General features: G+C 59.7%; 15 protein-coding genes. 8 read left to right on the forward strand and 7 right to left on the reverse strand.

The window, feature by feature from the left end:
- Window positions 1-133 precede the first annotated feature (133 nt).
- Window positions 134-301 carry a hypothetical protein gene (locus tag KKQ10_RS09995; RefSeq protein ID WP_215500981.1) on the forward strand — a complete coding sequence of 56 codons (168 nt, stop codon included), beginning with the start codon at window positions 134-136 and terminating at the stop codon, window positions 299-301.
- A gap of 183 nt (window positions 302-484) precedes the next feature.
- Here KKQ10_RS09995 and KKQ10_RS10000 read toward each other — a convergent pair whose 3' ends face one another.
- Together KKQ10_RS10000 and KKQ10_RS10005 are read right to left on the reverse strand one after the other, a co-directional pair.
- Complete coding sequence (locus KKQ10_RS10000; RefSeq protein WP_127652119.1) at window positions 485-1,234, reverse strand: TerC family protein; 750 nt, start codon at window positions 1,232-1,234, stop codon at window positions 485-487.
- Window positions 1,235-1,263: 29 nt separating this feature from the next.
- The gene (locus KKQ10_RS10005; protein ID WP_127652120.1) at window positions 1,264-1,506 is read right to left on the reverse strand and encodes a hypothetical protein; all 243 of its coding nucleotides are present in this window, start codon (window positions 1,504-1,506) and stop codon (window positions 1,264-1,266) included.
- Between the two features lie 225 nt (window positions 1,507-1,731).
- Here KKQ10_RS10005 and nhaR point away from each other — a divergent pair, with 225 nt between their 5' ends.
- Window positions 1,732-2,631 carry a transcriptional activator NhaR gene (gene nhaR, locus KKQ10_RS10010; protein WP_215500982.1) on the forward strand — a complete coding sequence of 300 codons (900 nt, stop codon included), beginning with the start codon at window positions 1,732-1,734 and terminating at the stop codon, window positions 2,629-2,631.
- On the opposite strand, the gene KKQ10_RS10015 is transcribed toward nhaR, so the two are convergent.
- Window positions 2,626-3,789, reverse strand: a complete 1,164-nt coding sequence (locus KKQ10_RS10015; protein WP_127652122.1) for an MFS transporter — start codon at window positions 3,787-3,789, stop codon at window positions 2,626-2,628. The genes nhaR and KKQ10_RS10015 overlap by 6 nt on opposite strands.
- A gap of 335 nt (window positions 3,790-4,124) precedes the next feature.
- Here KKQ10_RS10015 and sstT point away from each other — a divergent pair, with 335 nt between their 5' ends.
- A complete protein-coding gene (gene sstT / locus KKQ10_RS10020; RefSeq protein ID WP_127652123.1) occupies window positions 4,125-5,357 on the forward strand; it encodes a serine/threonine transporter SstT in 1,233 nt (410 codons plus the stop codon).
- A 156-nt stretch (window positions 5,358-5,513) separates the two neighbouring features.
- Here the strand turns inward: sstT and KKQ10_RS10025 are convergent, their stop codons facing one another.
- The gene (locus tag KKQ10_RS10025; protein ID WP_215500983.1) at window positions 5,514-6,023 is read right to left on the reverse strand and encodes a DUF1993 domain-containing protein; all 510 of its coding nucleotides are present in this window, start codon (window positions 6,021-6,023) and stop codon (window positions 5,514-5,516) included.
- Between the two features lie 125 nt (window positions 6,024-6,148).
- Between KKQ10_RS10025 and KKQ10_RS10030 the strand changes: the two genes are divergently transcribed.
- Complete coding sequence (locus KKQ10_RS10030; protein ID WP_215500984.1) at window positions 6,149-6,793, forward strand: YceH family protein; 645 nt, start codon at window positions 6,149-6,151, stop codon at window positions 6,791-6,793.
- Between the two features lie 116 nt (window positions 6,794-6,909).
- Here KKQ10_RS10030 and KKQ10_RS10035 read toward each other — a convergent pair whose 3' ends face one another.
- Both KKQ10_RS10035 and KKQ10_RS10040 read right to left on the reverse strand, forming a co-directional pair.
- Window positions 6,910-7,428: a cupin domain-containing protein gene (locus KKQ10_RS10035; RefSeq protein ID WP_127652168.1), complete on the reverse strand. Its 519-nt coding sequence runs from the start codon at window positions 7,426-7,428 to the stop codon at window positions 6,910-6,912.
- 189 nt (window positions 7,429-7,617) lie between these two features.
- The gene (locus KKQ10_RS10040; RefSeq protein ID WP_215500985.1) at window positions 7,618-8,436 is read right to left on the reverse strand and encodes a shikimate 5-dehydrogenase; all 819 of its coding nucleotides are present in this window, start codon (window positions 8,434-8,436) and stop codon (window positions 7,618-7,620) included.
- A 256-nt stretch (window positions 8,437-8,692) separates the two neighbouring features.
- On the opposite strand from KKQ10_RS10040, the gene KKQ10_RS10045 reads away from it, so the two are divergent.
- The 3 genes from KKQ10_RS10045 (at window position 8,693) to KKQ10_RS10055 (ending at window position 9,750) form a co-directional block, all read left to right on the forward strand.
- Window positions 8,693-9,043 (forward strand): hypothetical protein, encoded by a 351-nt coding sequence (locus tag KKQ10_RS10045; protein ID WP_007965394.1) that lies wholly within the window; start codon window positions 8,693-8,695, stop codon window positions 9,041-9,043.
- Window positions 9,044-9,270: 227 nt separating this feature from the next.
- Window positions 9,271-9,465, forward strand: a complete 195-nt coding sequence (locus KKQ10_RS10050) for a hypothetical protein (RefSeq protein WP_127652170.1) — start codon at window positions 9,271-9,273, stop codon at window positions 9,463-9,465.
- A 102-nt stretch (window positions 9,466-9,567) separates the two neighbouring features.
- Entirely contained in the window at window positions 9,568-9,750 is a 183-nt protein-coding gene (locus KKQ10_RS10055) for a hypothetical protein (protein ID WP_127652171.1), read from the forward strand.
- On the opposite strand, the gene KKQ10_RS10060 is transcribed toward KKQ10_RS10055, so the two are convergent.
- Entirely contained in the window at window positions 9,747-10,808 is a 1,062-nt protein-coding gene (locus KKQ10_RS10060) for an AI-2E family transporter (protein ID WP_215500986.1), read from the reverse strand. The two genes, KKQ10_RS10055 and KKQ10_RS10060, sit on opposite strands and share 4 nt — an antisense overlap.
- 245 nt (window positions 10,809-11,053) lie before the next feature.
- Here KKQ10_RS10060 and trhP point away from each other — a divergent pair, with 245 nt between their 5' ends.
- Window positions 11,054-12,388: a prephenate-dependent tRNA uridine(34) hydroxylase TrhP gene (gene trhP, locus KKQ10_RS10065; protein WP_215500987.1), complete on the forward strand. Its 1,335-nt coding sequence runs from the start codon at window positions 11,054-11,056 to the stop codon at window positions 12,386-12,388.
- The last annotated feature ends 95 nt before the right edge of the window (window positions 12,389-12,483 follow it).

Consider the following 12,483-nt stretch of genomic DNA (forward strand, 5'->3'; position numbering starts at 1 on the left):
TTGCATAGAGCGAACTGATTGGTCTTCACCGACCTTTGGTCAATAGTCTGAAACACGCCGTTGACTAGACTGTCACTGAAACAGAGCGAATTGAAAAAGCGTGTGCCCGACGCAGGGCAAAGAGGAGGCACAGATGAGCCTGACCATGACCATCGTAATGTTGATAGCCGGCTGGCTGGCCGTTGCTGCCGCCATGCTGTGGGGCGTGCTGCGGATTTCGCGGCGCCACCATCACCCGGTCGAATCGCCCCCGATTCATAAGCCAGAAAAACAACGCGTGCGCCACGCGACTGCGCACTGAACCTTTACCACGTCGCCTGATATGCCCCCCTGTAGGAGCTGCCGCAGGCTGCGATCTTTTGATCTTTAAAGTCAAAAGATCGTCCGATCGCGGCCCGAGCCTGCGGCAGCTCCTACATAAGGCGAAAGGCAAAAAGGCCGGCTGGACTCCAGGAGTCCAGCCGGCCTTTTGATTTGTTGCAGATTACGCCTGTTGAGCCAGTTTCTTCTGCTTCGTCCGGCGCGACATCATGTTCAGCACCTCAATCGCTGCCGAGAAGGCCATGGCCGCGTATACATAACCTTTCGGTACGTGGGCGCCGAAGCCTTCGGCGATCAGCGTCATGCCGATCATGATCAGGAAGCCCAGAGCCAGCATCACCACCGTCGGGTTGTCGTTGATGAACTTGGCCAGAGGCTCAGCCGCAAACAGCATCACCATCACCGAAACCACTACCGCAATCACCATGATCGGCAAGTGCTCAGTCATGCCCACCGCGGTAATGATGCTGTCGATGGAAAACACCATGTCCAGCATCAGGATCTGACCGATCGCGGCAGCGAAGCCCAGGGTCACGGTCGACGTCGCGGTTTTCGGGTCTTCCGGCGCCGGATCCATGCTGTGATGGATCTCGGTCGTGGCTTTCCACACCAGGAACAGACCACCGGCAATCAGGATCATGTCCTTCCAGGAGAACGCCTGGCCCATGATTTCGATCACAGGTTCGGTCAGTTGCACGATGAAGGCGATGGTGCTCAACAGGGCCAGACGCAGGATCAGCGCCATGCCGATACCGATCCGACGGGCCTTCTGCCGATGCTGCACAGGCAGCTTGTTGGTCAGGATCGAAATAAAGATCAGGTTATCGATGCCGAGCACGATCTCCATCACCACCAGTGTGGCCAATGCAACCCAGGCGGCGGGGCTGGCGGCGAGTTCTAACAGATATTCCATGGGTCAGTCCTGACTCTTTGTAAGACGGTTTAAATGGTCTTGGAGGAAGATTCGGATTTTTCCGCGTCTGCTTCCGGTGCTGCTTTTTTCTCGATCAGGCCGCCAGTGGCGTCGCTGAGCGCTTGTTCCGCGGCTTTATGCGTGTCGTCGATCGCCTGCTTGGCGCTCTCGGCGGCCTTGCCCATCAACTGCTGGGCGCTTTTCTCGGCCTGATCACAACCGGCCATAAGCAGTAAAGACGTAAACATCAGTGCTGGAATTGTGTATTTCATAAGGTTTCCTTCAAATGAACAGACAAGGTCACAGACCACTCGTCGCTGGCTGGGCATTCTAGGGAGTCAAACACTTCAGGAAAATTCGTATTTTTAGCGGCTATACTTCGATTTATACGAATCCAGATATTCATGCAGGAGCTGCCGCAGGCTGCGATCTTTTGATCTTGTTTTTAAACGTCAAAAGATCGCAGCCTGCGACAGCTCCTACAGGGGAACCGCGTGATGCTCAATTACCGACAACTGCATTACTTCTGGGTGGTCGCCAAGACCGGCAGCATCGTGCGCGCCTGCGAACAGCTGAACCTGACCCCGCAGACCATCAGCGGGCAGATTTCGCTGCTCGAACAGACTTATGGCATCGAACTGTTTCAACGAGTCGGCCGCCAACTGGAGCTGACCGAAGCCGGGCGCCAAGCCCTGCCCTACGCTGAACAGATGTTCCAGTTGGGTGGTGAGCTGGAGCTGATGCTGCGCGCCCAGCCCAATGAACAGCAGATCCTGTTCCGCGTCGGCGTAGCGGATGTGGTGCCCAAATCCATCGTCTATCGCCTGATTGCGCCGACCATGGAGCTGAACGAGCCGCTGCGCATCACCTGCCGCGAAGACAAACTCGAACGTCTGCTGGCGGACCTGGCGATCCAGCGTCTGGACCTGGTGATTTCCGACAGCCCGATGCCCTCGCATCTCGACATCAAGGGCTACAGCCAGAAGCTTGGGGAATGCGGGATCAGTTTCTTCGCCACCGCGCAGCTGGCAGCACAATACGGGCAGGACTTTCCGCGCAACCTCAACGGCGCACCGTTGTTGATTCCCGGCGCGGAAACCGTGGTCCGCAGCCGTTTGCAGCGCTGGTTTGCCGAGCAGCAGATCCAGCCGAAAATCGTTGGGGAATTCGATGACAGCGCCCTGATGCAGGCCTTTGGCCAATCGGGCAGCGGGATTTTCATCGGCCCGAGCGTGATTGCCGATGAAGTCAAACGCCAGTACGGCGTCGAAGTGATTGGCCAGACCGACGCGGTAACCGAGTCGTTCTACGCCATTTCGGTGGAGCGCAAGGTCAAGCACCCCGGCATCGTTGCGATTACCGAAGGTGCCCGACGCGAACTGTTTACCGCGTTATGACGCCTGGGCGCAGGTTTCGCGCGGCTTGAGCGTCATCAGCACCATGGCGAGGAAGACCGACAACAGAATGAATCCGGCTGCAGCGAAGCCGAGAAAGCTCAGACCGGCACTGTCGATCACCCGACCGCCAATCATCGCGCCCAGACCGATTCCGAGGTTGGCCCCGGCGATGTTCAGCGAAGCGGCAAAGGCTGGCGCTTCTGGCGCGGCCTTCATCAGGCGCACATGGCTGACCAGGAACAACGCAGCCTGGGTCACGCCCCAAATGCCCATCGCTACCGCCAGCCCCAGCGGCGAATGAATGTTCGGCACCAGCGAGACCATGCCAGCAATCATGAACGCGCAGAACAGCACTGACGCCCCCAACGGATGACGATCCACCGCACGGCCACCCAGCGAGTTGCCGATCAAACCGACCGCACCAAAGCCCATCAGGCACCAGCCGACCACGGTACCGTTAAACCCGGCCAGACGCTCAAGGATGTCGGCCAGATAGGTGTAGGCGGTGAACATGCCGCTGAACACCAGGATCGATAACACGACATGGCCGATCATCAGCGGGCTGCGCAGGATCTTGAACTGCGAGGCGAAGCTGACCTGATGCTGGTGCAGGCTGGTTTTCGGCAGGTAGACAAACAGCAGCAAGGCCTTGGCGAAGGCGATCACTGCCAGAATCGCAAAGGCACTGCGCCAGCCGAACGCGTCGGAAATCAACGTGCCCACCGGAATGCCGAACACCGTGGCGCAGACGATGCCGAAGCCGATCTTGGCGATGGCGCGGCCGGCGTAATCCGGACCGACGATGTCCACCGCGGTCTCACTGGCCAGCGCCCAGAACACCGGCAGGCCGAGCGCCGGAATCAGTCGGGCGATGGCCATGACCCAGATGTTCGGTGCCAGCGCTGCCACGGTGTTGGCCAGGCCGAACATGATCAGAATGGTGATGAACAGCTTGCGCCGCTCGAAGCGGGCGAAATACGCGGTCAGGAATGGACCGAACATCGCCACCGTGAACGCGAATAGCGTCACCAGCAGACCGGCCTGCGGGATGGTTACCGCCAGGTCGCGGGCAATCGCCGGCAGCAGGCCGACAATAACGAACTCCGTGGTCAGCACCGTGAATCCGGCGGCGGACAACAGAAGGATGGGCAACAGCATGAGCAACTCCAGCAAAACGACGACACCAGCGATGACCGAACGGCCCGCTGGCAACTATTAAAATGAGGATGGCGAATCTTAACAGAGTGTTTCGGCACTGACTTGCACAAACCTGCCGACTTGCCGATCAATCGGGTGGCAGATCGTCACACACCTGAAGGATCAGGCCTACGCTGTGATAAAGTCCGCGCCCTGAAAAACGTACACCCTATTCAGCGGCCTGTTTAACAGCGTTGATGGCGCGTCAGCCCTTTCGGTTCGTGCCGGTGACCTGCCCCCGATGTATCACCGGTTTCACGCAACCTTGCACCCTATAAAAAATCAGAGATGCCGTTATGACCGCTTCTTCCCCTTCTCTATTGCAACGCCTGAAAAACCTCAGCCTGGTCACGCAGATCCTGATCGGCCTGATTGCCGGTATCGCCTTGGCGCTGTTCGCCCCGGAAGCGGCGAAAGGTTCTGCGTTTATCGGCAAAGTGTTTGTCTCGGCGCTGAAAGCCGTGGCACCGATTCTGGTGTTCGTGCTGGTGATGGCGTCGATTGCCAACCACAAGCATGGTCAGGAAACCCACATCCGGCCGATCCTGTTCCTGTACCTGCTCGGCACCTTCGCGGCAGCCGTGGTGGCGGTTGTCGCCAGCATGGCATTCCCCTCCCATCTGGTGCTGTCCACCGATAACGTGGCGGTCACCGCACCGGGGGGCATCGCCGAGGTCCTGCAAAGCCTGCTGCTGAGCGTGGTCGACAACCCGGTCAGCGCGCTGATGAACGCCAATTTCATCGGCATTCTGGCCTGGGCGATCGGCATGGGCGTCGCCATTCGCCATGCCGGTGACACCACGCGTGAAGTGCTGGGCGACCTGTCCAACGGCGTGACCGTGATCGTGCGCGTGGTGATTCGCTTCGCCCCGCTGGGCATTTTCGGCCTGGTGGCCTCGACCCTCGCCACCTCGGGCTTCGGCGCGCTGATCGGTTACGCGCACCTGCTGGCGGTGCTGCTGGGCTGCATGCTGTTCGTGGCGCTGGTGATGAACCCGCTGATCGTGTTCTGGAAACTGCGTCGCAACCCGTACCCGCTGACCCTCAAGTGCCTGCGTGAAAGCGGCATCACCGCGTTTTTCACCCGCAGTTCGGCGGCGAACATTCCGGTCAACCTGGAATTGAGCAAGCGCCTGGGCCTGCATGAAGACACCTACTCGGTGTCGATCCCGCTGGGCGCAACCATCAACATGGCCGGCGCGGCGATCACCATCACCGTGTTGACCCTGGCCGCCGTGCACACGCTGGGCATTGCCGTGGATATTCCGACTGCGATCCTGCTCAGCGTCGTGGCGGCGATCTGTGCCTGCGGTGCCTCGGGCGTGGCCGGCGGCTCGCTGCTGCTGATCCCGCTGGCGTGCAGCCTGTTCGGCATTCCGAGCGAAATTGCCATGCAGGTGGTGGCGGTCGGTTTCATCATCGGTGTGCTGCAGGATTCGGCGGAAACCGCGCTGAACTCGTCCACCGACGTACTGTTTACCGCAGCGGCGTGCCTGGGTGAAGAAGCGAAGGCCCAACGCACCGCATAACCCCTGTAGGAGTGAGCCTGCTCGCGATGGCGTCTGATCTGCAAACTCACCTTTGAATGACACACCGCTATCGCGAGCAGGCTCACTCCTACAAAAAACGTAATAAAAAGCCCGCCAAGGCACAAACCTTGGCGGGCTTTTTTGTTGCCGGGTGTTTTAGTACGCGCCCATGTAATCGCGTTTACCCACTTCAACACCGTTGTGACGCAGCAGCGCGTAGGTGGTGGTGACGTGGAAGAAGAACTGCGGCAGACCGTAGCTCAGCAGGTAGGCCTGGCCACTGAAGCGCTTCTCTTTCGGGGTGCCCGGGCGGGTAACGATTTCGATGCCTTCCTTGCCGTTGATCTGCTCCGGCTTGATCTCGCCGATGTAGGCCAGGACCTTGGCGATCAACGCCTGCAGTTCGGCGAAGGTGGTTTCGGTGTCGTCATATTTCGGGATTTCGACTTCGGCCAGACGCGAGGAAACGCCTTTGGCGAAGTCGACCGCAATCTGCACCTGACGCACCAGCGGGAACATGTCCGGGTACAGGCGCGCTTGCAGGAAGGCGTTCGAGTCGATGTTTTTCTCGGTGGCGTGGGCTTCAGCCTTTTTCAGGACATCGCTCAGGGCGTTGAGCATTTGTTGAAAAACCGGGACGGATGCGGCGTACAGGGAAATGGTCATGGCAGTCTCGTATGGTGGCTGGGTGGAACGTGGAGGCGATTATAGCCATGCTTGATGACCACACGGCTTGCCTTTTGTTAGCCAAGGATTAGGCTAGGCGCCTTCGACTGCAGAGGGAACGCGCGATGACTACCGAACTTGAAACCACCACCGACGAACCCCGGCTCAACGCCACGGAAATCCGCATCCTGGGCTCGCTGATCGAGAAACAGGCCACCAGCCCGGAAACCTACCCGCTGACCCTCAATGCGCTGGTGCTGGCCTGCAATCAGAAAACCAGCCGCGAGCCGGTGATGAACCTGACCCAGGGCCAGGTCGGCCAGAGCCTGCGGTCGCTGGAAAGCCACGGTTACACCAAACTGGTCATGGGCAGCCGCGCCGATCGCTGGGAGCACAAGCTCGACAAGGCGCTGGAACTGGTGCCGGCCCAGGTGATTCTCACCGGGCTGATGTTTCTGCGCGGCCCGCAGACCGTCAACGAGCTGCTGACCCGCAGCGGCCGCATGCATGACTTCGAAGATGCCGAGCAAGTGCTGCATCAGCTTGAACGCCTGATCGCGCGCGGGCTGGCAGTGTTGATCCCGCGTCAGGCCGGTCAGCGCGAAGACCGTTACACCCATGCACTGGGCGATCCAGCGGACATCGAGGCGATTCTGGCCGCGCGGCAGAATCCCGGGGAGCGCTCAAATAGCGGCGTTTGCGTTGAGCGCATCGAAGAGCTGGAAGCACGGATTGCCGCGCTGGAAGAGCGCCTGGCCCGCCTCGAATAATCACCATAATCCCTTGTAGGAGTGAGCCTGCTCGCGATTGCGGTGGCTCATTCAGAAATTCATTGCCTAACCGGCCGCCATCGCGAGCAGGCTCACGCCTACATGGGATCTACGGGTTATTCACCCTCCCAGTAATCCACCCCGTCCGCCTGCCGCGCTACGGCAACAAAGCCTGACGCGTTACCCTCGGCATCGACCTTGAAATTGTCCATCACCACGTATTTGTTGGAGTCCGGGTATTCACAGATATCCGGCTGCTGCTGGGTGCTGACCGCCAGATAACGCAGCTCCGCGTCGCTGGTATTGATGATCTGATGCGCCATTTCGGGACCACCGGGTGGGCAGGCAATCACATCGCCCGCACGGATCGCAAAGCGCTCGGCACCCAGCCGCACCTCGCCCTCGCCGGCCACCACATAGAACATCTCTTCATTGACCCGATGGCTGTGAAACGGACTGCCGCGCATGCCCGGCGGCAGGGCGTACAGCCGATAACCGAGTTTCTGCGCGCCCAGTTGCTGGCCGACGCGCGCCATGCGCTGCTGATAGCGGCCCGCGGTTTCGCCTTCGGGAGCAAGAGCTTCGGGCAGCGGTTCGAGTTCGACCTGGTGCAGGTTGAGGATGGGCGGATGCATGGGGGAGCCTCGATCACGGTTTTTATGAGAGGCAAGTCTTTGCTTGCTGATGCCGCAGTATAGGCAAAGATGTCTGATCGAAAACCGAGCCGCGACCTTCGCGAGCAATCTCCCACAGTAGAACGCATTTCAACGTGGGAGCGAGCTTGCTCGCGAAAGGGCCAGATAGCTAAACGCAAAAATCAATAATCAGCTACGGGCAAAGTTCACCGCCGCCGCAAACTGCTCATCCGTCGGCCGCACACCCGTGTACAGGACAAACTGCTCCAGCGCCTGGATCGCAATCACCTCCAGCCCGGTGATGACTTTCTTGCCCTCGGCCCGACCGCGCACGATCAGCGGCGTTTCCGACGGGATCGCCACCACATCGAACACCGTGTCGGCAGCCTTGATCACTTCAGGCTCGAACGCCAGTTGCCCCGCCTCCGGCCCGCCGTCCATGCCCACCGGCGTCACGTTGATCAGCATCTGCGGGCGTTCTTCGCCGAGTTCCGCCTGCCAGCGATAGCCCAGCGACTCCGCCAATGCCCGGCCGGCGCGTTCGTTGCGCGCAACGATCAAACCGTTTTTGTAGCCACCATCGCGCAAGGCGCTGGCCACCGCCTTGGCCATGCCGCCGCTGCCGCGCAGGGCGAACGTGGTGTCTTGCGGCACCGCGTGGGTTTCCAATAACTGCGCGATGGCGATGTAGTCGGTGTTGTAGGCCTTGAGGTGACCCTGGGTGTTGACGATAGTGTTGATCGACTGGATCGCCGCGGCGGATGCATCCAGCTCATCGACCAACGCGATGCACGCTTCCTTGAACGGCATCGACACGCCGCAACCGCGAATCCCCAGCGCGCGAATCCCGGCCACTGCACCCGGCAAATCCTGACTGCTGAACGCCTTGTAATAGAAGTTCAGACCCAACTGCTCATACAAATGGTTATGAAACCGCAGACCGAAATTCCCGGGGCGCCCGGACAGGGACATGCACAGCTGGGTGTCTTTGTTGGGATTCATCTGCATGAAACTTCTCCTTCAAACGGACTTTCGGATGGACGGAGTTAGCCATTCCATCGGGTTCTGAACGATCATAAGTGCCTGTCTGCAACGGGCTGCGCGCCTCTTTGACCCGTCGGTAAAGAAGCCGGTACAGACCTTACACAAAATTTACCCAGCGGCCGTGCTGATTTTCAGAAATTCGCTGTCATAGAAGTATCCCCGCGACAACTTTGGGCCTGGTGCAGGCCCGGACGCCGGGTCGAAGAACCGAGGAATTATCATGATTCGTAAACTCCCCATCGTGGCCTTGTTGATTGGTGCATTCGCTATCACAGGTCAGGCAGAAGCCCACGGCGGTGGCTGGCAAGGCCCGGCGGTATTTGGCGCGATCGTCGGCTCGGCCATCATCGGCTCGGCGTTGATCAACCAGGACCGGCCGGTCTACGTTCAACAGCCTGTTTACGCTCAACCGGCACCGGTTTACGTGCAACAACCGCCGCCACCGGTCTATTACCAGCCTGCGCCGGTGTACGTTCAACAACCGGTTTATGTGCCAGGTCCGGTTTATTACGGCCCGCCACGCGGCTACTACGGTCGACCACACGGTTACTACGGTGGCCCGCGCTGGTAATCACCCATCAAGCCCCGCTTTTATAGCGGGGCTTTTTTTGACCGTCGGTCGGACAAAGTCTGAAAAAATCTGGTGAAGGTCGCTGTCGGGACAGTTTGAACCGTTAAAGTCGGCATGATGGACTTGACCGTTGGGGGCAAAACACAGAACGGTCATCTATTTGTCATGACGGAACCGCAATCTGAATCCGTCCGTAAACAACAGGTTGATAAAAACAAGGACGACTCATGCCTACACAAAATCCGCACCGCATCGTCGGCTTATGCACCTCCAGCAAGGTGTACAACGCGCTGACCGAACTCAAGCACCTGGAAGGCCACCGCTGCGCCAAGTTTCTTTCGCTATTGGCCGAGAATCTCGTGCACAAGGGTTTGCTCAACGAGCGCGAAGTGGTGCACATGCTGGACCAGGTTGTCGACTGAAACAGTCCTCACCACCATCAATGACCACTATCGAACGCGTTGATTGTCCCTGAGCGCGGCGAATCCATAAGGTAGCTCCATAGATGGATGGAGGTACTTGTCATGGCTCAGGTTCAAATCATGTCGGTGGTCGGTAGCGCCGTTCCCGCCTCCCTCAGAGCGCTGGGGTTGCTCGCCTGCTGGTATCTGGTGCGCGACGGCGAGCCGATCAGCGGCCCGCTCACTTCGCTGCCCGCGGCGCAGGCCCTGTCGCAGCAATTGGTCAGCACCCCGTTCGATGCTTAAGGCAACTGGACTTTCGGTTTGGTCTCGATGAACAGCGCCCAACTCGACATGAACAGCGCGGCGATCAGCGGCCCGATCACGAAACCGTTGAGGCCGAACACCGCCAGGCCGCCGAGGGTCGAGATCAGAATCATGTAATCGGGCATGCGCGTGTCCTTGCCTACCAGAATCGGGCGCAGCACGTTGTCGACCAAGCCGATCACGAACACCCCGAATAACGCCAGCACCACGCCCTGCCAGATCATCCCGCTGAGCAGGAAGTAAAGCGCCACCGGCGCCCAGACGATCCCCGCCCCCACCGCTGGCAACAGCGACAGAAAGCCCATCAACACCGCCCACAGCAACGCGCTGGGGATGTCGAGAAACCAGAAAATCGCCCCGCCCAATGTCCCCTGAGTGATCGCCACCACCAGGTTGCCCTTCACCGTTGCGCGCACCACCCGGTTGAACTTCAACTGCAAACGCCGCTTGTGACTCTCTTCCAGCGGCACGGCGGTACGGACCTTGCGCACCAGTTCGGGGCCATCACGCAGAAAGAAAAACAGCAGGTACAGCATGATGCCGAAGCTGACCACGAACTCGAACGTGCCCTGGCCGAAACTGAAGGCTTGAGTGGCCAGCACCTGGCTGCCTTGCATTGACGCCTTGACGATTTTCTCGCGCAGCTCGTTGAGTTCGCCCATGCCGAAGCGGTCGAGCAAATGCTGAAAGTACGGTGGCAGGCTGTGTTTGAACTGCGCCAGATAGGCGCCGATGTCCAGCTGGCCGCTTTCGATGTTGTGGTACAGCGTCGCGCCTTCCTGAACCAGCAACACACTGAGGATGATCACCGGCAAAATCGCGATGACCAGGCAAATGCCCAACGTACAGAGCGCCGTCAGGTTGCGTTGCGGGCCGAATTTGAGCTGCAACCGGCGTTGCATCGGCGCAAACAGAATGCCGAGGATCACCGCCCAGAACACCGCGCCGTAGAACGGCAGCAGAATCCAGATGAAGGCGACCGTCACCAACAGCAGCAACACGGTGAGGGATTTGAATTGCAGGGTTTTCTCGTTCATGTCCGATCCAGGTCAGTCAGGCGTCTCGCACGCCTCGAACCTTAGTCCGCCGGGGCGCGCGCGAGTGCCATCTTTGTTCATGGAGCATAGTTGCCGATCGCGACCAGCATTCAACGCACCGGCAGCCTTGACGAGCAGAGAATCTCTTGTCGGTGGACACACCGTTGAGTGCAAAGGTAGATCCAGATCAATAAACCCTGGTTGCAACTGCACTACCCTGCCGCGCTTTTGCGACCGATGCCGCCATGATCCCCGACCTCCCCCACGCCGCCCCGGAGCTGCTCGCCCCCGCTGGCACCCTGAAGAACATGCGCTATGCCTTCGCCTACGGCGCCGATGCGGTCTACGCCGGCCAGCCGCGTTACAGCCTGCGGGTGCGCAACAACGAGTTCGACCACGCCAACCTCGCCCTCGGTATTCGCGAAGCGCAGGCGCAGGGCAAGCGTTTCTATGTGGTGGTCAACATCGCCCCGCACAACGCCAAGCTGAAGACCTTCCTCAAGGACCTGGCGCCCGTGATCGAGATGGCGCCTGACGCACTGATCATGTCCGACCCGGGCCTGATCATGCTGGTGCGCCGGCATTTTCCGCAGATGCCGATCCACCTCTCGGTGCAGGCGAATACGGTGAACTGGGCGAGCGTCGAGTTCTGGCAACAACAGGGGCTGAGCCGGATCATCCTCTCGCGGGAATTGTCGCTGGAGGAAATCGGCGAAATCCGCGAGCAAGTGCCGGGCATGGAGCTGGAAGTGTTCGTTCACGGTGCGCTGTGCATGGCCTATTCCGGGCGCTGCCTGCTGTCGGGCTACATGAACAAGCGCGACGCCAACCAGGGCACCTGCACCAACGCTTGCCGCTGGAAATACTCGGCGCAGGAGGCCACGGAAAATCAGCTCGGCGAGATCGTGCAGACCTTCCAACCGGAGCCGACGCTGGGCATCGGCGCGCCGACCGATCAGGTGTTCCTGCTGCAGGAAGCCAATCGCCCGGACGAACTGATGCCCGCATTCGAGGACGAGCACGGCACCTACATCATGAACGCCAAGGATCTGCGCGCGGTGCAGCACGTCGAACGCCTGACCCGCATGGGCGTGCATTCGCTGAAGATCGAAGGTCGCACCAAGTCGCACTTCTATTGCGCGCGCACCACGCAGGTCTATCGCCGGGCGATCGACGATGCGGTGGCCGGGCGCGAATTCGATCGCAGCCTGATGACCGATCTGGAATCACTGGCGCAGCGCGGCTACACCGAGGGTTTCCTGCGCCGGCATGTGCATGACGAATACCAGAACTATCAGCACGGCAGCTCGGTGTCGGAGCGCCAGCAATTCGTCGGTGAGTTGACCGGCGAACGCCGCGACCGACTGGCCGAGGTCAAGGTGAAGAACCGCTTTGCACTGGGCGACCATCTGGAGCTGATGACGCCCAAGGGCAACTTTCACTTCGATCTGCACCAGTTGCAGAACCTTAAAGGTGAAGCGATCGAAATTGCGCCGGGGGACGGGCACACGGTGTACCTGCCGATTCCAGATGCAGTGGATTTGCGCTTTGGCTTGCTGATGCGTGACCTGACTTCCTGAATCCCTCCCTGTAGGAGCTGCCGCAGGCTGCGATCTTTTGATCTTGTTTTTTCAATAAAAAAATCAACAGATCGCAGCCTGCGGCAGCTCCTACA

This window comes from Pseudomonas sp. MG-9 (assembly GCF_018729515.1).
GTDB classification, from domain to species: domain Bacteria; phylum Pseudomonadota; class Gammaproteobacteria; order Pseudomonadales; family Pseudomonadaceae; genus Aquipseudomonas; species Aquipseudomonas serboccidentalis.

What these genes read in the sequence shown, in the direction of transcription:
- KKQ10_RS09995 (WP_215500981.1), top strand. Translation starts at nt 134, where the DNA reads ATGAGCCTGACCATGACCATCGTAATGTTGATAGCCGGCTGGCTGGCC.
- KKQ10_RS10000 (WP_127652119.1), bottom strand. Translation starts at nt 1,234, where the DNA reads ATGGAATATCTGTTAGAACTCGCCGCCAGCCCCGCCGCCTGGGTTGCA.
- KKQ10_RS10005 (WP_127652120.1), bottom strand. Translation starts at nt 1,506, where the DNA reads ATGAAATACACAATTCCAGCACTGATGTTTACGTCTTTACTGCTTATG.
- nhaR (WP_215500982.1), top strand. Translation starts at nt 1,732, where the DNA reads ATGCTCAATTACCGACAACTGCATTACTTCTGGGTGGTCGCCAAGACC.
- KKQ10_RS10015 (WP_127652122.1), bottom strand. Translation starts at nt 3,789, where the DNA reads ATGCTGTTGCCCATCCTTCTGTTGTCCGCCGCCGGATTCACGGTGCTG.
- sstT (WP_127652123.1), top strand. Translation starts at nt 4,125, where the DNA reads ATGACCGCTTCTTCCCCTTCTCTATTGCAACGCCTGAAAAACCTCAGC.
- KKQ10_RS10025 (WP_215500983.1), bottom strand. Translation starts at nt 6,023, where the DNA reads ATGACCATTTCCCTGTACGCCGCATCCGTCCCGGTTTTTCAACAAATG.
- KKQ10_RS10030 (WP_215500984.1), top strand. Translation starts at nt 6,149, where the DNA reads ATGACTACCGAACTTGAAACCACCACCGACGAACCCCGGCTCAACGCC.
- KKQ10_RS10035 (WP_127652168.1), bottom strand. Translation starts at nt 7,428, where the DNA reads ATGCATCCGCCCATCCTCAACCTGCACCAGGTCGAACTCGAACCGCTG.
- KKQ10_RS10040 (WP_215500985.1), bottom strand. Translation starts at nt 8,436, where the DNA reads ATGCAGATGAATCCCAACAAAGACACCCAGCTGTGCATGTCCCTGTCC.
- KKQ10_RS10045 (WP_007965394.1), top strand. Translation starts at nt 8,693, where the DNA reads ATGATTCGTAAACTCCCCATCGTGGCCTTGTTGATTGGTGCATTCGCT.
- KKQ10_RS10050 (WP_127652170.1), top strand. Translation starts at nt 9,271, where the DNA reads ATGCCTACACAAAATCCGCACCGCATCGTCGGCTTATGCACCTCCAGC.
- KKQ10_RS10055 (WP_127652171.1), top strand. Translation starts at nt 9,568, where the DNA reads ATGGCTCAGGTTCAAATCATGTCGGTGGTCGGTAGCGCCGTTCCCGCC.
- KKQ10_RS10060 (WP_215500986.1), bottom strand. Translation starts at nt 10,808, where the DNA reads ATGAACGAGAAAACCCTGCAATTCAAATCCCTCACCGTGTTGCTGCTG.
- trhP (WP_215500987.1), top strand. Translation starts at nt 11,054, where the DNA reads ATGATCCCCGACCTCCCCCACGCCGCCCCGGAGCTGCTCGCCCCCGCT.